The sequence below is a fragment of the Hymenobacter jeongseonensis genome (assembly GCF_015694725.1).
GTDB lineage: Bacteria > Bacteroidota > Bacteroidia > Cytophagales > Hymenobacteraceae > Hymenobacter > Hymenobacter jeongseonensis.
Genome location: NZ_JADQDQ010000011.1, coordinates 1 through 19,609 on the forward strand (window position 1 = coordinate 1; position 19,609 = coordinate 19,609).

Annotated in this window: 20 protein-coding genes; 8 read left to right on the forward strand and 12 right to left on the reverse strand. The window is 59.3% G+C overall.

Features of this window, described 5'->3' with window-relative positions:
- The first annotated feature begins 176 nt into the window (after window positions 1-176).
- Together I2I05_RS17900 and I2I05_RS17905 are read left to right on the forward strand one after the other, a co-directional pair.
- Entirely contained in the window at window positions 177-737 is a 561-nt protein-coding gene (locus tag I2I05_RS17900; RefSeq protein ID WP_196283622.1) for a DUF6567 family protein, read from the forward strand.
- Window positions 738-1,158: 421 nt separating this feature from the next.
- The gene (locus tag I2I05_RS17905) at window positions 1,159-3,054 is read left to right on the forward strand and encodes an Ig-like domain-containing protein (protein WP_196283623.1); all 1,896 of its coding nucleotides are present in this window, start codon (window positions 1,159-1,161) and stop codon (window positions 3,052-3,054) included.
- Between the two features lie 57 nt (window positions 3,055-3,111).
- On the opposite strand, the gene I2I05_RS17910 is transcribed toward I2I05_RS17905, so the two are convergent.
- Complete coding sequence (locus tag I2I05_RS17910) at window positions 3,112-3,501, reverse strand: hypothetical protein (RefSeq protein ID WP_196283624.1); 390 nt, start codon at window positions 3,499-3,501, stop codon at window positions 3,112-3,114.
- Between the two features lie 74 nt (window positions 3,502-3,575).
- On the opposite strand from I2I05_RS17910, the gene I2I05_RS17915 reads away from it, so the two are divergent.
- Window positions 3,576-4,130, forward strand: a complete 555-nt coding sequence (locus I2I05_RS17915) for a hypothetical protein (protein WP_196283625.1) — start codon at window positions 3,576-3,578, stop codon at window positions 4,128-4,130.
- 152 nt (window positions 4,131-4,282) lie between these two features.
- On the opposite strand, the gene I2I05_RS17920 is transcribed toward I2I05_RS17915, so the two are convergent.
- Together I2I05_RS17920 and I2I05_RS17925 are read right to left on the reverse strand one after the other, a co-directional pair.
- Window positions 4,283-4,525: a hypothetical protein gene (locus I2I05_RS17920; protein ID WP_196283626.1), complete on the reverse strand. Its 243-nt coding sequence runs from the start codon at window positions 4,523-4,525 to the stop codon at window positions 4,283-4,285.
- Window positions 4,526-4,527: 2 nt separating this feature from the next.
- Window positions 4,528-5,661, reverse strand: a complete 1,134-nt coding sequence (locus I2I05_RS17925) for a hypothetical protein (protein ID WP_196283627.1) — start codon at window positions 5,659-5,661, stop codon at window positions 4,528-4,530.
- A 158-nt stretch (window positions 5,662-5,819) separates the two neighbouring features.
- On the opposite strand from I2I05_RS17925, the gene I2I05_RS17930 reads away from it, so the two are divergent.
- Window positions 5,820-6,134, forward strand: coding sequence for a hypothetical protein (locus tag I2I05_RS17930; RefSeq protein WP_196283628.1), 315 nt, complete (start codon window positions 5,820-5,822; stop codon window positions 6,132-6,134).
- 94 nt (window positions 6,135-6,228) lie between these two features.
- Here the strand turns inward: I2I05_RS17930 and I2I05_RS17935 are convergent, their stop codons facing one another.
- From I2I05_RS17935 to I2I05_RS17950, 4 genes are all read right to left on the reverse strand, one after another.
- Window positions 6,229-7,110, reverse strand: coding sequence for a DUF4249 domain-containing protein (locus I2I05_RS17935; RefSeq protein ID WP_196283629.1), 882 nt, complete (start codon window positions 7,108-7,110; stop codon window positions 6,229-6,231).
- Window positions 7,094-9,772: a TonB-dependent receptor gene (locus I2I05_RS17940; protein ID WP_196283630.1), complete on the reverse strand. Its 2,679-nt coding sequence runs from the start codon at window positions 9,770-9,772 to the stop codon at window positions 7,094-7,096. Before I2I05_RS17940 ends, I2I05_RS17935 begins: the two co-directional genes overlap by 17 nt.
- 44 nt (window positions 9,773-9,816) lie before the next feature.
- Complete coding sequence (locus I2I05_RS17945; RefSeq protein ID WP_196283631.1) at window positions 9,817-10,836, reverse strand: FecR family protein; 1,020 nt, start codon at window positions 10,834-10,836, stop codon at window positions 9,817-9,819.
- A gap of 144 nt (window positions 10,837-10,980) precedes the next feature.
- Window positions 10,981-11,502, reverse strand: coding sequence for an RNA polymerase sigma-70 factor (locus I2I05_RS17950; RefSeq protein WP_196283632.1), 522 nt, complete (start codon window positions 11,500-11,502; stop codon window positions 10,981-10,983).
- Window positions 11,503-11,756: 254 nt separating this feature from the next.
- On the opposite strand from I2I05_RS17950, the gene I2I05_RS17955 reads away from it, so the two are divergent.
- Both I2I05_RS17955 and I2I05_RS17960 read left to right on the forward strand, forming a co-directional pair.
- Window positions 11,757-12,206 (forward strand): hypothetical protein, encoded by a 450-nt coding sequence (locus I2I05_RS17955; RefSeq protein ID WP_196283633.1) that lies wholly within the window; start codon window positions 11,757-11,759, stop codon window positions 12,204-12,206.
- 82 nt (window positions 12,207-12,288) lie between these two features.
- A complete protein-coding gene (locus I2I05_RS17960; protein WP_196283634.1) occupies window positions 12,289-12,798 on the forward strand; it encodes a hypothetical protein in 510 nt (169 codons plus the stop codon).
- Between the two features lie 284 nt (window positions 12,799-13,082).
- Here the strand turns inward: I2I05_RS17960 and I2I05_RS17965 are convergent, their stop codons facing one another.
- The 5 genes from I2I05_RS17965 to I2I05_RS17985 all read right to left on the reverse strand — a co-directional run bounded on the left by I2I05_RS17965 (window position 13,083) and on the right by I2I05_RS17985 (window position 17,120).
- The gene (locus tag I2I05_RS17965) at window positions 13,083-14,342 is read right to left on the reverse strand and encodes a site-specific integrase (protein WP_196283635.1); all 1,260 of its coding nucleotides are present in this window, start codon (window positions 14,340-14,342) and stop codon (window positions 13,083-13,085) included.
- A 267-nt stretch (window positions 14,343-14,609) separates the two neighbouring features.
- Window positions 14,610-15,008, reverse strand: coding sequence for a hypothetical protein (locus I2I05_RS17970; RefSeq protein WP_196283636.1), 399 nt, complete (start codon window positions 15,006-15,008; stop codon window positions 14,610-14,612).
- Window positions 15,009-15,098: 90 nt separating this feature from the next.
- Window positions 15,099-15,659 carry a hypothetical protein gene (locus tag I2I05_RS17975; protein ID WP_196283637.1) on the reverse strand — a complete coding sequence of 187 codons (561 nt, stop codon included), beginning with the start codon at window positions 15,657-15,659 and terminating at the stop codon, window positions 15,099-15,101.
- 37 nt (window positions 15,660-15,696) lie between these two features.
- Window positions 15,697-16,326 (reverse strand): recombinase family protein, encoded by a 630-nt coding sequence (locus I2I05_RS17980; protein ID WP_196283638.1) that lies wholly within the window; start codon window positions 16,324-16,326, stop codon window positions 15,697-15,699.
- Between the two features lie 5 nt (window positions 16,327-16,331).
- The gene (locus I2I05_RS17985) at window positions 16,332-17,120 is read right to left on the reverse strand and encodes a hypothetical protein (RefSeq protein ID WP_196283639.1); all 789 of its coding nucleotides are present in this window, start codon (window positions 17,118-17,120) and stop codon (window positions 16,332-16,334) included.
- 687 nt (window positions 17,121-17,807) lie between these two features.
- On the opposite strand from I2I05_RS17985, the gene I2I05_RS17990 reads away from it, so the two are divergent.
- Both I2I05_RS17990 and I2I05_RS17995 read left to right on the forward strand, forming a co-directional pair.
- A complete protein-coding gene (locus I2I05_RS17990; RefSeq protein ID WP_196283640.1) occupies window positions 17,808-18,398 on the forward strand; it encodes an RNA polymerase sigma-70 factor in 591 nt (196 codons plus the stop codon).
- 170 nt (window positions 18,399-18,568) lie between these two features.
- Window positions 18,569-19,606 (forward strand): FecR family protein, encoded by a 1,038-nt coding sequence (locus tag I2I05_RS17995; RefSeq protein WP_196283641.1) that lies wholly within the window; start codon window positions 18,569-18,571, stop codon window positions 19,604-19,606.
- Window positions 19,607-19,609 lie beyond the last annotated feature (3 nt).

Here is a 19,609-nt window from a genome sequence, read left to right on the forward strand (position 1 = left end):
CAGCAGGAAGCGGGCGGCCACGAAGACATAGTGCTTGGTCATGTTAGCAATTATAAGCACAAACAGAATACCCTCCTATCCCTGAACCCCTAGCAACTGGCCAGAACCTGGTAGCAATTGGCCACTGCAGGGCTAAACGAGTTTAGGAAACTGGTCTACGAATCAAAGTTTACGAAATGCGCCAAGGGGATGAGTTTCGTGAACTCCTACAGGCTGATGGAATGCTTTTGGTTGAAAAGAAATATTTGGCCTTTGCATGGCGCCTTCCTACGCCGAAACCTTTGCCCCTATTTCTTCATCCTCGTTTATTATTTTTCATGCAAAAAAGACTGTACCCCTGCCTTCTACTGGCTGGAATTGCCCTGAGCACCCAATCGTGCGCCGTCCATAGCGGCTTGATTACCGGAGGCGCCAATCTGCAAACCAATAACTTTTCCTACGTGGCCAGCAATGTGCAAGGCACCGCCAAAACCAAGTACATTTTTGGTATTGGGGGCTTGTCCAAAAGCGCGCTGGTGGCGGAAGCCAAAAAAGATTTGACCAAGAATCACCCGCTTAAATCCGGGCAGGCGTATGCCAACTTCATCCTGGATTTCCGCGGGTCCTACTTACCGATTGTCACAGGCAATCGATGCACGCTCACGGCAGATATTGTGGAGTTCAGTGGGGTCCTGCCGTCCGGACAATCGGCAGTGCCGAGCACTCCTAATTCCTCTTCAAAGGAAAAGGGCGAATAACCGGTTCACGGACAGGAGTACGATACTTCAAGTCTAGTCATCATACAAAAGCCGCAGCCTAAACAGACTGCGGCTTTTGTATAGAGAGAGGTTTTACCAGCGTAATATCAAACGTTCTTGCTAAACGGTGGTTCTAAGACATTTTACATGGCAAAGAATTGGGGAAGGGAGGAATTAATCTATTTTTTAAGAAGGGCCTTCCGGGGCCCTTTTTTGTGCCCAGCCGGGTCATTTTGCGTGGTGCTCGTCTCAGACAACTAGATCAAAGGCCATTGCTACCTACCAGCGTGGGCACATTGTTGCACCGACCCCACACTTTAACAGCGAGCTTATAATTAATAGTGACAATATACCACAGGATAGTTATCTTTAAGGTTAAAAGGTTTATATTGCTAGTACGATACTTAATTTCCCTCTATTCATGCTAAGACGTTTCCTCCCTCGCGTCGCGTATGCCCTCATCTGCTCAATGCTGCTCCTTTCGGGCTGCCAGAAAACGGAAGAGCCACCTCAGTCGCCAACTCCGCCAACTCCGCCAACGTCGCCGACAGGTGGCCTAACGGTCTTTGACAACGTGAGGGTAATTGATTCCACGTTGTTTCGACTCGACACCGCCAGCACCCAACTGGCGGCTGGCAATTACCGCTTCACGGCCAGCGGGGCGCCCTTGAACATGCCTGTGGGGGCTGTCATCGTCGGCGCCCAAGGGTACGGATTCTTGCGCAAGGTGACAGGCAGCTCCACGGCCGGTAACGTGACTACCCTGACGACCGAACCCGCGAGCCTCGCCCAAGTCTTCAGCAGCGGCACCTTGGACCTGCCCATCGACTTTGGCGTGCTGCAGGGCCGCTCTACGATTAAGCAGGGCCGCGGCACGGCGGATGCAGCCGGCATTCACTACTCGGCCAGCAACATTCCGGTCATCCAACGCTCCGGCCTCTCGGTGACCATCCGCAGCGTCAAGGCAGATTTGGAGCCTCATATGCGCTTCAAAGCCGAATTTGGCTTATTGGGCTTGACTAGCGCCGAAGTGGCTACGCGCGGCGGAATATTCGACGCCAACATGGTCCTGAACACCAACGTGGGCGGGGCGTTGGCTTTCCCCAACGAGCCGATTCGACTGAAGCGGTTCACCCACGTGATCCGAACGGCCGTGCCTTCCGTGCCCTTCCCCGTGCCCGTAGTCATGTTCGTTGTCGTCACCTTGAACTTGGAGACCTCCATGGCGCTGAATGCCGGTTTAAATTACGATGGCACCCTGGCTAGTCACGCGAATTTTGACCTGGGAATGGCCTACGCCAACGGAAAATGGCAAGGCATCAACAATGTGGTAACGGAAAACTCTTACCTCCCCGGCCCGGTGACCGTCAACGCCACGGGGGACGCATCGGTGGCGCTGGTGCCAAGACTGGACGTGAGGTTCTATAACATGGTGGGGCCTTACATTGCCTTGGACCTGAAGGCTGGCTTTAAAGTAACGTCGGGCGCGCCAAATTGGGACTACGAATCCACTGCTGGCATCGACGCCAAAGCGGGGCTGGCCGCCGGCAGCTTCTTGGGGCCGCAGGTGGATAATTTCAACGCGACTTGGCCCTGGGTGCGGTTTGTGCAAAAAGCGCCGGAACGCCTCGAGTTGACGTCGGGCAACAACCAGACCGGGCCGAGCGCCACCGCGCTGCCTCAGCCCGTGCGCACCCGGGTGCTCAACTCCCGGGGGGGACCGGTGCAATTTGTACGGGTCTCCTTCACGCCCGCTCCCAACCACGGGAGCGTTTCCCCGGCCAGCGTAACGACTGACGCGAACGGCTACGCCCAAACCAGTTGGACCCTGGGAACGGCAGGCGGCGTGCAGAGCCTGAGCGTCACGGCCAAAAAGGGCGATGGACAGGATATCAGCAACGCCCCGCTTGCCGTCACAGCCACTATGGGCGGCTGCTTAACGCCAGCTCAATCGGCCCTGCTTACCGGCGGCGGCACCAAAGTGTGGCACTTGGTGACGTTTCAGTCCACCAGCACTGGTGCCCCAGTACAGGCTATCGGGCCGCCTATTCGATACAGCTTCAACAGCAATAATACGCTTATGCAGGACCTTTGGCAAACCATGATTAAGGACGTTCCACCTGCCCCCATTGAGTATTTAAATATACAAAGAGCTACTCCACTGACAGTGTACGGACCCGATCCTTTTTGTAGGCCAAATATCGGTTTTTCAATAGGTTATGGGAGTGGCCAAATTGTTGCCCTTACGGCCACGCAGCTAGTTGTTCGTGCCGAAAACTCGGCTGGCTACAGTATTTTTACGTTCCGGCCAGAGTGAGCGCGTGTTGAAACAAAAACTGTTGTCATGGGTGGTCGTAACCTTTAGAAAGGAGCATTATTCTTCGTGAACGATTCTCAACCCAGCCAAGGCGGAATCGATGCGGCCGGTTGGCCCCACCTGCCAGAGTCCTTTCCCCGTGGCAAAGGCAGAGGACGCCTCCACCCGAAGCGTTTTGCGCTTAAGGGTCCCACCTTCCGGCAGCCGGTCCAAGTGGATGAGACCGTCCGTTCGGGTATAGCGGCCGTGGGTAATGGTTTCCGAAAACAGGCCGGCGCTGGTGTGGTCAAAGGTGCCGTTGGCTCGTAATTCCAGCCACTCTGCGGTTCCAGCCACCGAGTCGACGGACGCTTGTAAGACCACGGAGCTGGCCATATAATGCTGTGCCCCCACGACCACGAGCAGGGAAACCGCGACGCCGACCGTGATGTTGACAATGTTCGCCATGCGGGGGACAAGGTAGGTACTTGTTTAGCCAAACGGTCCTAAGGTAAACGAGGGAATTGCTGACCTTTGCGGGCATGAAGCTTACTCGCTACTTGTTAATGTTGCCGCTGTTTGCCTGTGCAGCCACCGACACCTGGCAGTCCTTCGCAATAGATAAACGACTCACCGTAGAGCTGCCCGTTCAGGCCACAGAGCTAAATGTGGCCCAGATGCTGCCCGCTGGCCAAGCTCCCACACATACCCAGACATGGGTGGCGCGGGCGTCGGAAGGACTATGCGTAATCATGCGAATTCCTTACGTGAATGTCGAAGTAATTAGACAAGGGGACACAACGCAGCATCGGCTTTTTTATGATAGTGTAGTCAAGGGGGCATTGGCAGATGAAAACCAGGCTCATCTACTCAAGCGCACTCCCTTCCAAATAGCTGGCGGCCTTGGCATCGAGATTAAGTATACAGTATTAGATGCGCGCACAGGCCATCGTAGAGTGCGTTACATGCGCAGTCTTATTTTGGAGTCTATCGGCTATAATCTTCTTTTCCGGCCTGCTAACCTCTCCGACAGCTTGGGCTTAGTTGACCACGCCCAGCGCCGACGCTTCTTTAATTCCATCACGATAAATCCATAGCCTTTTTACTCGCTCCTCTATCGATGCGGAAGTGAGAAAGGCCCTTAACAGAATTGGCTGTCCACTCTAACAAACGTTCAGTGAAAGGGTGATTCATCTGCGCAACCCCGACCGGGTTGCGCCATGCGCCCCGGCCGTGCCCGGTCACGGGCTCACGGGGTGTTGCCGGTCCGGGTACGGCGGGTGGCCCGTGCCGCGCCGTCGCGAACAATGGCCGCCAGCGCCGGGTCGCGCCGGGCAAAGTAGTCCCGGCTGCTCAGTTCCGTCCGGAGGCGGGGCGCGATGTCGGGCGTACTCAAATCCAGGAACAGGTAGGGCGCCAGCTCGGGGTGTGGGACGGGGGAGTAGCTGTGAAACCGGTCGGCGAAGTGCACGTCCAGGCGCGAGTGGGGCAAGGTCAGGTTCCCCCCCTCTGCCCAAAAGTCCAGCGCATCGCCCGCCGGGCCTCTACCACGATGGCCCCCGCCTGCCGCAGCTGGGCCGCGTGGTAGAGGCCCGCCGAAAAGGTGGCCGGCCCGGTGATGACGTACAGCCGGGCCCCGCGCTCCCGGGCCAGGGCCGCGAACTGCGCCCAGAACTCCCGGGCCACGAGCAGGTTGCCGCCGGTGTTGTGGCGCAGGTCCACCACGGCCTTGGCCACGGGCCGAACCCGCAGCTCGGCCAGCACGCGGGCCCCGAAGGCCGCGACGGTTTCGGTGCCGGGCTGGTTGCCGGCGCGGTTGTACTGCACGTACAGGAGCTGTTCGGCCGGCAGGTAGTGCTGCCAGTACTGGCGCAAGGGGCGGCGCAGGTACAGCGGCAACCGGGTAGAATCATCCGGCAGCGCGCTCGCCCAGCTGGCCCCACGGCCCGGATGGCCCGGGTGCAGGTCCCACCACGCTTCCAGCGGCAGGCGGGAAGGGGCCAGGGGCAGCGGCTGCAGCGGCGCGCGCAGGTGCTTGCCCGCGCGCGTGCGCACCTCCAGCGCAAGGCCGCCGCCGGCGCCGACCAGGCCCAGCCCCTGCAGGATTTCGGGGCTGGTGAGCGTATACGTGCTCATGTACGCTTGCCACGCGGCGTTGCCGGCGTAGAGCGGGGCCACGCGCCGAAGCAGGGCTTCGGGGCGCTGCCCGGCCAACCGCTCGACTTTGGCGCCCAGCAACGCCGCGTGCGCGGGCGTGGTTTTGACCACGTACAGCCCGTCGGCAAACCACCACAGGCGGACGGGGTACCGGCGCAGCACGCTGCGGTTGCGCAGCAGGTAGAGCCGCGTATGGGCATTGCCGCTCGTGGCCACGGCCGCGGCCAAGCCCACCAGTAGCTGCGGCGCGCTCAGCTGCGCCGCCGAGTCGCGCAAGGCGCTCACCCGGGCGCGGAATTGGGCGGCCCTGGCCGGGCTGAACGTTTTGTCGCGCCGCAGAAAGGAGTCCAGCACCACCTGCAGGTCCTGCCGCCACTGGGCGGGCGTGAGCGTGGGTTGGGCCCGAGCGGGCCGGGGCGGCAAGGCGACGAGCAGGAGCAGCAGGAGCAGCAGGAGACGGGCAGGAAGCATTCGTCAAGCGGTTGAGCAGCCCCTCTGCAGCGGCCACGGGTGAAACAACGGGGCTACCGCTCGGCCCGTGATTCGTTACAACAACCCGCGCGTTTATTTTTAGGAGCCTTAAGTTGACAGACCTTTGCTGCAAGAAGTATCACCACTCATGAAGTAGTATGCACCCCCTTTCAACAGTACAAGAGTGGCTTGAGGCGGGAAAGCAAATAGGTACAACCTTCTCCTACGAAAAAGCTGGTCAGACGCATTGGGCTTCTGTTGGCGTCCAGTGGTGGAATGGTGCCTACAAGATTTACCTGAGCGACATCGCGGAAGCACTGATAGCCATGAGCGAAGAGCACCTACAAGAAGAGGTCGTAGAGGTAGCCAGGTACGAGGACATTGCCCCCGTATTGGCTATAAAGACCAGCGTCAAGCTCGAGAACTTAGCTCCGTGTAAAGGGCAGAAGGTATTTAACCCGAAGTTCAGCTAAACGGTGATTAAAATTAGATTAAGCCCTTTTACAAGCCGTAAACGTTCGTTTATTAAACTTGCCTGCTTTTCTGCTCCAACTTACTTGCCTGACTTTACGGCTTGAGGTAGAGAGTCGCAGCCGAGTAGCTGGCCAGCACGCCCAACCCGTCGGTTATGTTGCTGGGTACGGTCACGGGACTGGGCAATACGTTGTCGCCATACGACTGCTGCCGCAGGGTTCGCACGTAGTCATAATACGCCTTGGAGACGTGGGCCACGCGCACGTAGGTTGGCCGGTCGGGGTTGGTTTCCAGGCGCAAATGGAACGGAACCGTCTGGCCGTTGAAAAGCCGGTCGCTGAAAAAATACCGGGCTTCCATCGAGAATTCTCCTTCAAAAGGCGCGAACTGAATGATGCTAACCGCCTGGTTGTACGTCCGCGCGTTGTTGAACCGGTCGATTTCGGGCCGGTAGGCCTGCAGGTAGTAGAAATTTTCCTGCGCGGGGTCATCCGTCAGGACGAAGGCGGCCTCCACGGTGCGTGCCCCAAAGTCCGTGTCGGCCCCCCGGCTGGCTTTCACGTCGCGGAGGGCGGGCGGCGCCGGCAGTTGGGTAGTGGCGCGAACGGATGGATAGCCGGGCGCGCTGGCCCGCAGCTCATAGGCCAGCCGGGGCTGCGGCCGGTGCGTGCCGCGGTACTGCCCCTGGCCCTGGTGCGGCAGCTCCTCCAGCAGCTGCCCGGCTTGGTACACCTGCACCAGAGCCGTGGTCAACGGGGTGTGCGGGCCGTTGCTGAAAATACTGCGGCTGGCGCTGAGGTCGGCCGTGAATACGCTGTCGGGGTTCAGCACGCTGTTCAGCACCAGCTGCGGCTCCGGCTCGGGCAAGTCCAGCTCGACCACGGTTTCGCAGCTGCTCAGCAAGGCCAGCAGGGCCAGCAGCCGGCCGAGCGGTTGGCGTGCCGCCCGGCGTATCTTTTTAGAAAGTAAAGCCATAGCTGACAGAAGGCAAAATGGGAAATAAGGACACCTGATACAGCTGCCGGCGCGAGGTGATGCCGGCCGCGGCGCTGCTGAGCCGCACGAAATAGGGGTTCTGACGATTGTAGGCGTTGTAGACCGACACGTTCCAGGTGCGGGTGCCCCACTTCTTGGTCTTGGTGTGGGTCAGGCTTAAGTCCAGCCGGTGGTAGGCGCCGAGGCGGTAGTTGTTGCGCTGCCCCAAATACTCCACGTTCTGCACGAACGGCGTGCTGCTGCCCGGCTGGTACACCGGCTCATTATAGGCCTTGTAAGAAGTGGTGGGCAGCGTGGTAACGAAGCCGGTGCGGTACGTGAAGCTGCCGCCCAACGTGAGGCGCGGACTGAGCTGGTGGTTGGCCACGGCCGCGATGCTGTGCCGCGTGTCGTAGGCGTAAGGGTATTGCTGGTCGAAGTTGATGCCCGGTAGCTGCCGCCATGCCCAGGCCAGGGTGTAGCCCAGCCAGCCGGTGGTTTTGCCCTGGCGCTTGCGCAGCAGCCATTCGGAGCCGTAGCTCCAGCCCCGCCCGGTCACGAGGCGCGTCTCGTAGGGCGCCGAAATCAGGTTGCCGAAGTTGGTTTCGGGCCCGCTGCGCAGGAAGTCCGACACGAAGTCGGCCCCGTCCCGAAACTCGGTCACGTCGCGCATCTCCTTGTAGTACACGTCCGCCGTCAGCTCCCACTGCGCGCCCAGCGGCCGCGCCGCGCCCAGCGCGGCCTGCCAGGAGCGCTGCGGCTTCACCTTGTCGGTGGCCGGCACCCAGATGTCGGTCGGGTTGCCCGTCGAGACGTTGCTGAGCAGGTGCAGGTACTGCGCCATCGTCACGAACGAAGCGCGCAGGCGCAGGTCGTGGGCGGCGGTGTAAGCCAGCGCCAGCCGCGGCTGCAACGACGAGTAAAACGTGCCGTTTACCTGAAAACCCGAGGCGTGCAGGCCCACGCTGGCTTGCAGCCGCTCGCTGAGCTGCAGGCGGTCTTCGGCGTACACGTAGCCTTCGTGGGTGCCGATGGTGGAAAAGGCGTTGGCCTGGAACGTGAGGCTGTCGGTCTTCAGCACGAAGGACTCGGGGCTGAAGCGGTGGTGCGTGTAGCTGGCGCCAAACCGGATGCTGTGCCGGGCATTGGCGAAAAAGTCGGCCTCGGCCTTGGCGCCCCAGTCCACGATGCCCGACCGGTAGTCGGAAAAGCGGCTCAGGCGACTCTCGCCATTCTGCTGCGTGAAGTCGGTGCGCTGGCTGAACTGGTAGCGGCTGTGGGTCAGGGTCAGGTTGGCAAACAGCCGGGGGCCGAAGGTGTGGTTCCAGCGCAGCGCCCCGGTCACGTTGCCCCAGCGCATGGCAAAATCCTGCGTCTCATTTTGGTCGGCCCTGCCGGCAAACTCCTGCTGGTCGCCGAACCGGTCCTGGCCGCCGTACACGCTCAGGTACACCTTGTCGCGGTCCGAGAAGGTGTGGTTTACCTTGGCGTTGAGGTCGAAGAAGTGGTAATTGCCCAGGCTCTCGCCGCTCAGGGCGGCCGCGGCGCTGGTCAGCACGTCGAGGTAGGTGCGGCGGGCGGCCAGCAAAAAAGAGGTTTTCTCGCTGCCGATGGGCCCTTCCAACAGCACTTTCGAGGAAATTAACCCCACTGCGCCTTCGCCGCCGAAGCGCTGGTTGTTGCCTTCCTTCAGCCGCACGTCCACCACCGACGACAGCCGGCCGCCATACTGGGCCGGAAAGCTGCCCTTGAGCAACTCCACGCTTTTCACCGCGTCGGGGTTGAAGACGGAAAACGTGCCCAGCAAATGCGACACGTTGTACACCGGCACCCCGTCGAGCAGCATCAGGTTCTGGTCGGGGCCGCCGCCGCGCACGCTCAGGTCCGACGAGCCCTCGCGGCCGGCCTGCACGCCCGGCAGCAGCTGCAGTGCCTTCACGGCATCGGCCTCACCCAGCAGGCGGGGCAGCTGCTTTAGCTCGGAGCCACGCAAGGTGAGCCGGTCAGACTGGTCCAGGGCCGAGACGGGGTTGCCGGCCACCTCCACCTCACTCAGCTCCCGGGCCAGGGGCTCCAGCCGCAGGGCAATGGTGGTGTCGCGCCGCAGTCCGGCCAATGGTACTTCCAGCGGCGCATAGCCCAGGTAGCGCACTCGCAGCTGGGCCTCGCCAGCAGGGGGTGATACCGGCAGGCGCAAGGAGTAAAAGCCGTACACATTGCTGCCCGTGCCCGTCGCCGGAGGGCCCGCCAAGCTCACGCTGGCGCCAATCAGCGCCTCGCCCGAGGTCTTGTCCGTCACGTGCCCGCTGATGGTGACTCCCCCCTGCTGGGTCGATGAAACACCGTTAGGAATGGCTTGCAACACCACCTGCGGCCCAATGAGCTGGTAGCGGAGCTTGGAGCCGCGCAAGAGTTGGTCGAGCACCTCGCGCAGCGGCTGTTGCTCCATGCGCAGGCTCACCGGGGGTTGGCGGCGCAGCAAGTCGGGGTCGTAGGAAAACCGGATGCCGTACGTGGCCGCCAGCTCGGTCAGCACCTGCGGCAGCGGCCGGTTGGCGGCCGTCACCGACACGGGCAGGTCCAGCGGGGAAGTCGTCTGGGCCAGGGCCGGCCGCAGCCCGGTCAGCCACCCGATAAGGAGAAAAAAGACGAGGTTCTTCATGTCAAATGCAATGCAGTGGTCAGGTAGTCAATATTGCAGCGGGCTTAGCGGCAGCCGGGGCCCTCTAGCTGATACACCTGTGCTGTTTGCTGGGCCGCGCGCAGCTGCAGGGTGGCTTCCAGCACCTGCAGCACCTCGCTCAGCGGGGCGCGGTCGAAGGTGCCGGTGAAGCGGCAGCGGGCCAGCGTGGTGTCGGCCAAGGGCAGCTGCACGCCGTAGTACTGTTCCAGCGTGGGCAGCACGGCCCGTAGCGGCTGGGCGGCAAAGCGTAGCTGCCCCGACTGCCAGGCCCAGGCGTTGCCATCAGTCACGCGCCGCTTGGTTAGGCGCCCATCACGCTTGTCCAGCCGGGCGCCGTAGCCGGGCGTGACCAAGGTCGCGGGGCCGCCGGCTGACGCGGAAAAAGCCACCTTGCCCGTCGCAACCGTCAGGGAAACGGCGGGCGCATTCGGGTAAGCGCTCAGGTTAAAAGAAGTGCCCAGCACCCGCGTGGTGGCCTGGCCCGTCCGCACCACAAACGGCTGCTGCGGGTTGCGCCGCACCTCAAAAAAAGCCTCGCCTTCCAGCTGCACCACCCGTTCAGCTCCATCAAACGCCGCCGCGTAGGTGAGCACGCTGCCCCGGTTGAGCCACACGCAGCTGCTGTCGGGCAGCCACACCTCGCGCCGCTGGTCGCCGGACTGCACCACCTGCATCGCGGCATCAGCCCGGAAATAGGAAACCATCAGCCAGCCCAGTCCCAGCGCCACGACCAAGGAAGCCGCCAAACGCAGCACGGGCCAAAAGCGCGTCGGCCGGGGCGCCACCGCCCTGTCACCCCCTGCTGACCAGAGCAAACGGGTGGCGGGCTGCGGCAGCCGGGCACTCACCTGCTGCCAGGCCGCGTCGGTGTCGACCACGCGCTCGGCGGGTGGGGCCGTGCGGAGCCAGAGCTGCTTTTGCTGCTGATACTGCGCTTCGTGCGCCGGCTGCACCGCGCGCCACTGGCGCAGGGTCTCCAATTCGGCCGCGGTGGCGGTGTTGGCGAACTGGCGGGCAGCCAAATCCCAATAATAGGTGTCCAAGGTGCCGGGGTGAAAGCGGTGAAAAAGCGGAAGTGACCTTCCTTGCTTTCTAGACCCGTGAGAATGGTCGCACCGCTACTCACACCAAAAAAATAATAGCTGACTTCGGAAGAAAGAAAAGATAACTCGCATACAGCGACTTACTTACCAACTAATAAAAAGCAGCATTAATCCCGCCAGCAGGGCCTGCCGCAGAATGGTCAGCGCCTTTTTGATGTGGTTGTCCACGGTATTGGGCGAGATGTCAAGAAAATCGGCAATTTCCCGGTGGCTCATTTCCTCGTAGCGGCTGAGCAGAAACACCCGCTGGCACATGGGTGGCAGGCTGGCGATGGCCTGCCGAAGCTGCCGCTCCAGGTCGGCCAGGTGCAGGGCCTGCTCGCCGGCGTTGGTGGTTTCGCTGCGAGGCAGGCCATACTGCGCGGTCAGCTCGCTACGACGCTGCTGGCCGGTGGCCGCGCTCAGCGCTTTGTTGATAACCGCGCGGTAGAGGTAAGCGCTGGGCGAAGCAATGCTGGCGCGGTCCTCCTGGTGCCAGAAGGCCACAAAGATGTCCTGCACCAAGTCCTCGGCCACGGCCAGGTCGCGCGTGATGCGGTGAGCCCGCTGACAAAGCCGGGCGTATTCGCGTCGAAATAGGTCTTCAAAGCCCCGAGTGTTCTCCATGTTCTCGGCGGCGAAATTAGGCGCCCGACCAGTCAAATGCCGCTTAGCCCTGATTCTACTCCTTACCCGGTCATATATTCATCCAACCTGAGGTAAGTGTGAATAATCGTTGAGTTTAAGAAAACGGTCCGAATGACAAAACGAGGGATTACTGAGCCTATAGGAAACGAACGGTGCCCGGTGTGGCCAATAGCCCGCGCAACCTTTTCGTCGCGTGGCCGGTCATCCTTAAGAACCCGTAACCCGTGCCTGTGATGAAGAAGTCCCTCCTGTGCTGCCTGTTCTTCCTGGGGCTGGCCGCCGCGGTCGCCTGCCGCAAAGCCAGCCCGGCCCCCGAAGCGGCCCCGGCGGCGGCTTACCCCCAAACGTGGCAATTGGTGGAAATGACGGGGCAACTCGTGGGCTCCCGCCGGACCGGGGCGGACCTGCCGTGGCAGGAAACGTACGTCTTCCGGGCCGATGGCACCTTCCTGAAAACGCGTCGGCACGGCGCGCAACGCACCGAGGCCCGCGGCACGTTTGCGGTGCAGGACTTGCCCGACGGCCGGTACGCCGTGCTGGTCTACGCCGCGGCCAGCCCGCTGATCGGCTCGTGCACGGCGACTGCGTTGACCGAAACCCTGGCCTTCCAAGCCGACGGGACGTTGGCGAGCACGTGGCAGGCGTGCGACGGCCCGGGACTCGCCTACCAGCACGTGAACTAGCGCGGGCGGGGCCTGCGCGGGAAACGGGCCGAACAGCGAAAGGAGCGTTTTATTTGCTCCTTCACTACCTCCTCCACTAGCTATGTCCTCTGGCGTATTACTTGGCCCTACCCACCTGCAAGGCCGCACGGTTCCTCTTGAAGCACCTCAGGGCGTGGCGCCGTTTGAATGGCGAAGGAAGCTGCAGGGGGCAACGGGCAACACGTGGTTTCGCCTCAAGTATGCTGGCCAACGGCATCACAAGCACACCAATCTTGTGGTTGGGACGAACGGCCGCCCGGCCATTGTGGTGGCGGTGGATGACCAGACGCAGGAAGAAATGCTATTGTTCGACGGCAGCCAGCACGGGCACGAAGCCTTGTTTGGGGATGCCGAGGCCCATCGGTCAGACCCGGTGGCGTGGGCCTTTTACCAGGACCAGGACGGGGAAGACACCTTCGGCGTGGTGCTGTCGGCCTATTACCAGATTGATTACGAGGACGAGGACGAAGGCTACTTGGATGAAGTAGACAGCCAGGGAAACATTGCCCTGCCGGATGGGCGGCAGATGCCGTTTGCCGAGGCGCAGCGGAATGGGTTCGATTGCTTTTAGATTGCCGTCACCAACCGCCTGAGCCGTACCACCGAAGTCGTTTCCGAGGAACTAGCCTGAGTTCACAAAAACGGTAGAATAAGTAAACGACAGCCTCAGAATAGGATTTCATGCCGACTAAAAGTGCCACTAAACGAGACGAGCGGGACCATTTGGCCCGCTCGTCTCGTTTCCACCCTACCCCTCAAAGTGCGGCCGGTCCTTGGTCCCATTAGTCGCCTCCCCACCGCCCCCGCGCAAACTTGCTCAGCAGCCCTGGGTTCAATTTTGCCAACCCTCAGGAATTATCCAGCAACCCGCATCAACGGGCTTGCTTGCCGCTCCAGGTACTGAGCGAATTCATCCTGCACCACGGAATCGGTAATCTTCAGGTAGCGGTGGAGCATCTTATAGTCTTTGTGGCCGGTAATGCGCATGAGGGTTTCCGGACGCATCCCTCCTTCCAGGGCCAGGGTAACGAAGGTGCGACGGGCCGTGTGGGTGCCCATCAGTTCGTACTTGGGCCGGGTGGTGGCCACCCGCTCGCTGCCCTTGTGTTGACTGGTCGTGGTCGGGGCGTCGATGCGCGCCAGCTTGCCCAGAGTCTTGAGGTGGGCATTGGTTTTTTGGTTGCTGATGACCGGGAGGGCCCGCCCGTCCGCCCGGCCAGCGTAGCGCTTGAGAATGCCCTGGGCAACCGGAGAAAGGGGCACCTTCAACAAATCACCGGTTTTCTGGGTGGTGAGCACCAGCGAATCGTTGGTGACTTGTTCTGCGCGCAACGCCAACACGTCGGAGAACCGCAGCCCCGTCTCGCATTCGAAGAGGAAAATGTCGCGGGTCTGTTCCAGGTACGGGATATGGGCCAGGGGAAGAGCAAAAAGGCGTGCTTTTTCGGCAGCCGTGAGGTACACGACCTCCGGCGCGACGGCCTCCATTTTACGGAAGCGCTTGAAGTGGGCGTACCCGTGCAACTCTTGCTCAAAGGTTTGCCCGAGAAACACCTTCAGGTTCTTAACTTGGTTGTTGACGGACGCATTGCCCATGCTCAGGGTCTTGAGCAAGTAACTTTTGAACGCCTCGCAAAACGCGACGTCCAACGAGGCAAATTCCAAGCGGAGTCGCCGCAGCTTCGAGTAAGCAATCAGGTGCTGGCGCAGCGTGTTATAGGCCTTGATGGTGGACGGGGCCCGGTCGCGTTTCGCCGACTCAATCCACGAATCCAAATGCTCCAGCAGCCCCGCCGGTGGCTGGTCTTGCTTGCCGGAGGTGAAGCGCGCTGCCACCGCACGCAGGTCCTCCACCGTGGTCACTTTCCCTTTCGCCGTGTGTTGCAGATGGGCCGCTTCGAGTCCTTCGGCCAGTTTCTTCAACAGGTGGTTGGCATCGGAAAAGCCCGCGTAATTGCGCCGGTACTTTTGGGCTTTCGCGTCCCATTGTTCGGGCTTCACCGTTAGGGTGGGCAGATAGATCTTTTTGCGCTGCCCTTCGAGGTAACAGGCGGCATAGAGGGCGGTTTCACCCACTGATTTGGCATCGGTTAAATAGTACTTGGTCCGCAGCATTTACTATATATAAAAGTGAGTAAACGAAGGTAGTCCCGGTGTTGCCACGGGACAAGTCACGGGACAAAACTTCTGACCATATCTAGTCACAGCTGGTTCTAACCGCACCCAAAAATGCCATTACAGGCAATAGGAAAGCATTACATGACCTAAGACAGCAGGCGACAACCAGAAGTAGGTAGTCCTTACACGACCACGAAAAAGGCCCTCAGTTTGCACTGAGGGCCTTTTTCGTGGTCGTGTCAATTTGCGTGTCACTTTAGGAATTTATCGCCCCGGGTCAATGACTTTAGGCGGTCCAGCGGTGGGATATTCCTTCAGGAGTGCTTGTCGGCCCGTTTTACTTTTTGTCGGGTACAACACGCCCACGTGGCCAGGCCATCGATTGTCGGGGCACGTCATCGTGCGCAGCAGCGCCAGGAACTCGTGGCCACCGTCGACGGCTACCAGCGAGTTCGGAGCCACCGGGCCCAAGCTGGGCTTCAGGATGACAGCGTGCACGGTGGCCACTGTATCGATGAAGCACGTGGCCATGGTTGGCTTGTACATCACGCACTCGGTGTAGTCGACCTTTCGGTCGGGAACGGGCGGGCTGGCGTGCACACCGGTGAAGGTGGCCACGCACAGCATAAAGCTGCCGAGCAGCAACACAACTAGTTTTCTCATGCTTGTGGGCATTTGGTTTGGGTGAATAAATAAGAACCCAAAGGTTTTGCCCTGCAGCAGCGGAAAAAAGGACAGCCGTTTTATATCCCCTTACCGATGGTCATCAGTCCACTCACCCTGGGCTGAGCGATGCCATAACTCATACAATGGTGGTATATCAGCAGACGGGTCAAGAAAAACAGCCCAAATTGTCCAAATCACCCTGTGCAGTCTATCTGCCTGATGAGAAAACGCATCCACATCCAAGTGGGTGTACACCACAGGTGGCTTCTTCAATACAAAGGCTCTTCCCCTGCCCGACGTTATCGCATTGGACTCTTTTGGAGTATCAAGCTCCCACTCTCTGTGAATAACATTGTTCCGATTGGTGTTTAATGTTCTTAAATCTGAAATTAAAAACCTGAAATGTGCGACCTCTTGCGGTACCGCTCCTACAGCAGCAAGCTGCCACTCGATTTGCTTGCTTAGCCCATCAATGGCTTGGCTCATGGAGTAATCCTCCACCAGCATTCTAGTCTGATAATTCATACCGCAGAGAACGGTCAGTTTCATTTTTAATGAATGGGTCAAATGTTCAAACCTGACCACCAATTTGCCGATGGCCAAATACATCTGGCTGTGGTCGTTGGTTCTGGTATTATCCGTGTTCATAAGATTTATATTACAGTATCATTGGCGCACTCCTGCCCTAATCGGGTTGCGGGGGATGAGATAACTTAATCATCCCGGAGTGTTTGTTGACCGTGCCCACCGAGACGTTGAGCTGCGTCGCAATCTTCCGCTGGCTGAGGCCCTCGCCAATCAACCGCTGTATTTCCGCAATCACTTCGGGGCTGGTGGCCCGTCGGCCGTGCGCGTACTCCTTCCCTGCAGCGGCGGCTTCGGCACGCTTGCGGGCCTGGCCCAGCCGCACATTCTCCGAGTGGCGCTGGTTACGGTAGCCGGCGGCCCAGGCAATGATGGACTTGAACAGGCTGGCCATGGGGCCGGTGGTGTTCAGAGCCGGTTCGCAGTAGCTCCAGAAGAGCACCCCCGCCTGCTCCAGTGCGGCCGTGTGCTCAAACACCTTCTCGATGCCCTCGCTGCTGAACCGGTCTAGGGCAAACACGCGCACCAGGTCGAAGCGCCGCTTGCCGGCATCCTTCATCATTTCCTGAAAGGCCTTGCGGTTCGAGCTGCCGCCCGACTTCTCGTCGACGTACTCTTTATAAATGGTATCGCCGGCGCGCTCGGCCTCCCTGCGCAGGAGCACCAGTTGGTTCTCCGGGTTCTGGTCTTTGTCACTCGTCGATACCCGGGCGTAAAGGGCTACTCGCATAATTGCTAGTCGGGACGCGTATCCTCATTGTTTCTGACACTCACCATTATCGAAGGGGGCATTCTTGAATACTCCCACGTCCCTTCATGCTCCTGCTTTTTCGCATTTGCCCAATCGACAACTTGTTGAAAGTGTGATTCCATGCGCTCAATTATGTTATTAATCAATGCTGCGACATCATCGAGTCTTAATTCTTCGTCCAATACCGTTTTGCTCTTCTTAATCACAAAGTGCAGTTTCACCATTGAAATACCGGCAGTCGTCGCGTAATGACCCTTGCTAGTTTCGAAATTCCCTGACGTTTCCTCATTAGGCGACACGCTGGGGAATAGGGTTAGCACAGCCGTTTTCTGTGCATCCATAAATTGCCACGTTAAATTACCGAATACAGACCCACCATTCAAAAAGTGATTTTCGATTCGTTCGTTGGTATGATGATATGAATTTCGCATCAACCTAATGCGCTCGAATATATCGTCACTGTATTTGTTTGTATTTACTCTTGCCAACGGCAAAAGCTCTCCCACACGGTGTGCATAGTCAATAATTGTCCATGCTTCAGCAAGAGCGGTCCGAATTTGCAATTGTTCTGGCTCTCGCTTGTAGTCCAAAAGGCTAATTGCCGTATGGAGTTCAAGTGATTTAGGCACAGGCATCGCGTTCAAGCCTTGCGAAAGGGAAATATCTGATATTTTACCTTCCAATCTCTTTGTCGATTCGCTCAGTATTTGAAACATAGTAGCCAACAAGTCAATGGCAATTGCTTGTTTCTCCTCGCTGAGGTAATAGGCCACCCTGTTTATGTTTGAATCAGAACGGTATCTGATGATTGATATAATTAAAAGAGATTAGAAAGCAGATAATCTACCCCAAACATAAGAGTTGTTTGTACCGCCCATTGGAGGGCTTGTATTGAGCAGCCGTCGTTCAAATTAGATTTCTTTTTTGAATACTTTTCGACACCGCCAAAAGGCCCCGAAAACGATGATTTTCGGGGCCATTATTCGTAGAGTAATTTGAACACTTGGCTACGCTCGAATCGCCGACTCCTGCTCCACCTGCTTTAAGGTGTCGAGCCCGGATTTCACGGTCTGCAAATTCTGGTGCAGCTCCAGCTTCTGCTGCCACTCGCGCACGTTCCCAACTGCTGGGTCATTTGCTGCAGGGCATCGAGCAGCTGCACGGCGTAAGTCAGCTCCCATTCCGACGTGAGCGGCGGGATGAATACCGTCAGGCTGGCGGCAGAGTTGGTGGCGCCGTCAGCTTGACCCGTAGGTGCCGGGTTTCCAGCTAGTTTTTCACGGCCACAACCTTTAATTGCTTCTGCATCCAAGGGATTCTTCGTGCTCGAATTGGTGCCTGATGCAGCCGCGATGGCTCCGAATAGTATGCTTCTTCGATGGCGAGATTTTACTATTACGGGCTGCATGATGCTTACTTTCTTGCTTTCTGTTACTTTTAGCTACCTAAAACCGGAAACCTTGAAAATAGCGCGTGATTTTTCAGAACTAGACTGCATCCGGCAGTTGAAGCTGGACGACGAGCGTGCGTTCGATGCGTTGTTTCGTTATTACAGTGCCTTGGTTTATCGGTTTGCCTACAGCTACCTCAAGTCACGGGTAGAGGCGGAGGAAACCGTGCAGGACTGCTTTCTTAAAATTTGGGAGAAGCGGCACGAGCTGCGCGCCGATGTGCCGCTCAAGGGCTACCTGTTTACCATAGCCCACCACGCCATTCTCAACCAACTGCGTCGCAACCAGCACCATCTGCGCTTCCAAACGCATTTGGCCACTCTGGTTCCCGGCGTGGCCACCAACAGCGCGGAGTTTTCGGAGATGGAGGCACTATATCTGGCGGCACTGGACAGAATGCCCCCCAAGCGGCGGCAGATATTTATTTTGAGTCGGCAGCAGGGCCTCACCTACCCGGAAATTGCCCAGCAGCTCAACCTGTCGGTGAAGACCGTTGAGACGCAGATAATGCAGTCGCTCAAATTCTTGCGTGCTTTCTTTCGGGCCCACGGCAGTGAAGTACTGAGCTTACTGCTGCTGCTGGCCGTAGGCACGCCTTAAAAATAATTTCGAGGGAGAGTAAGGGGGAAGTGCGCTTGCGGTGTAGTACTGCAAACGATTGCGACACATTGCCCAATCGTTTGCAAAAAATGAACGGAACGCACGACTTTTCCCTGGCCAGGAAAACCCGGCAAGCGCCTCTGTTCATTCCCATTCCCTTTTTGAACTACATGCAAACACCGATTACCGAAGAAATTCTGGCCCGCTACAGCCAAGGCAACGCTTCCGGCACCGAAGCGGCGGCCGTGCGCGAGTGGCTTACCAATGCGGCCACCCAGGCCCAGGCGCTCGAATGGATGCGCCGGCAGTGGGATGGCTTGACAACGGCACCCGCACCCGCCGGCCACCCCGACGAGCCCAACTACGAAGCCATGCTCAGCAGCCTGCACCAGCGCTTGGACTTTGGCCAGCCGCGCTTGCTCGTGCCGCAGCCCAGCCCCCTGTGGCGGCGCTGGGCCGCCGCCGCCGCCGTGGCGGGCACGGTGGCCGGCAGCGGCTGGCTCCTGTATTCCCAGCGCACCGCGGCCCCGGTAGAGGCAGCCACCAACTACGGCCAAACCCAAACCATCCGGCTGCCCGACGGCTCGGAAGTAATCCTTAACGGCCACTCCAAGCTGCGCTACGCCACCCAATGGGCGGCCGATAAACCCCGCGAAGTGTGGCTGGACGGCGAAGGGTATTTTTCGGTGCAGCACCAGCCCAACCACCAGCGCTTCGTGGTGCACACCCAGGCCGGCTTTAGCGTGGAGGTGCTCGGCACCAAGTTCACCGTGAACCGGCGCCGCGACCAGGCCCGGGTGGTGCTGCTGTCGGGCAAAGTGCGGGTGAACTTCGACAATCCGGCGGTGGCCGACGTCATCATGAAGCCCGGCGAGCTGGTGGAAACGCGCGACGCCCAGCCCGCCGCCGTGGTGCACAAAACCGTGCGCACGGCCCCCTACGCCGCCTGGAAAGACGCCCGCCTGGTTCTCGACGAAACCACCATTGCCGAAATGGCAACCCGCCTCCAGGACACCTACGGCATTGAGGTGGTGGTAGAAAGCCCCGAACTCAACCAGCGCAAAGTGACGGGCACCATTGCGGTGCGCGACCTAGACGTGCTGCTCCTGGCCCTGGAGGAAGCCTTCCACCTCAAGGCCACCCGCGCGGGCAACCGCCTCACCTTATCCGACCAAACTGCTTCCCATCCCACCAACCCTTCTAAGTAAATC